Origin of the sequence: Marinitoga sp. 38H-ov, assembly GCF_011057715.1 — a bacterium.
Classification (GTDB): Bacteria; Thermotogota; Thermotogae; order Petrotogales; family Petrotogaceae; genus Marinitoga.
Map to the genome: position 1 here is coordinate 1 of NZ_LNGH01000031.1, position 1199 is coordinate 1199.

A 1199-nucleotide genomic window follows, 5' to 3' on the forward strand; every position below is an offset into this window, starting at 1 on the left:
TATATTATAAAAAGAATACTAATTTTAACCTGACTTTGACAGCAATTTCATGATTTTTGGGAAATTGAAACGGTAAAATGCGGGTTTGCGACGATGAAAAGGGTAAAAATTGTGGGTTGAAAAATTTTTGTAGTGACACAAATATTTTTTACAATAGCATTATATTCTTGATTTCATAATATTTTTGTTATATATATGTAATGGTATTATGAAATCGAGAGGTGATTTTTGTGTTTTTAAGAGTTGTTAAAAATAACAAAGGTGTTGAATATTTAAGGATCGTTGAAAGTTATAGGGAAAATGGAAATATAAAGCAAAGAACTATTGCGAATGTGGGAAGAATTGATTCTTTTAGTGAAAGTGAAGCAAAAAATATAGTAAATAAACTCATACAAATATTTGATTTAAAAAATTATATTGATACGGAAGATATAAAAAAAGCACCAGATAAAAGAAATTACGGAGCAAAAGTAATAGTAAATAAAATATTTGAAAGATATGAGATGAAAAGATATTTTGAAAGACTGGATAAAGATATAAAATACAATGCAGAAGAGATGCTAAAAATAATGGTGATAAATAGAATAGTAGAACCGAGAAGTAAGTTAGGAATATTTAATAATTTAGAGTATTTTGGATATAACAAAGTAGAAGCTGAAAAAGGAAAAGACCTGGAAGAAAAAGATGTAATGTTGCACTGGTTGTACAGAACATTGGATATATTAGCAGATAATAAAGAATCGATAGAAAAACATATGTATAATCAAAGGATAAGTTTATTTAATACAACGGTAGATTTAGTATTTTACGATGTAACGACATTGGCGTTTGAAACACAACAAACAAATGAAATATTACAAATGGGATATTCAAAAGATAAGAAATTCAATGAGTCACAAATAGTATTAGGGATGTCAATAGATCAAGATAGAATGCCAGTTAGTTTTGATATATATGCAGGAAATACATTTGAAGGGCATACATTTAAAGATTCAATAGAAAAAATGAAAAAAGAATATCAATTAGGAAAAGTAATAGTAGTAGCAGATAGAGGGATGATGAGTAAAAAAAATATAGAAGTAGTAGAAAATTCTAATTATGAATTCATAGTAGGAAAATCAATAAAACAAATAAAAAAAGTAAATATATTTGAAGGAGAATTCATAGAAATAGCAAAAGGAATAGAATACAGAGAAGTA

Annotated in this window: 1 protein-coding gene; it reads left to right on the top strand. The window is 26.1% G+C overall.

Annotated features, from left to right (window positions below; genetic code table 11):
• Positions 1-230: 230 nt before the first annotated feature.
• Positions 231-1199: IS1634 family transposase (locus AS160_RS08810; RefSeq protein ID WP_165147858.1), on the top strand; the 969-nt coding region annotated here is incomplete at its 3' end.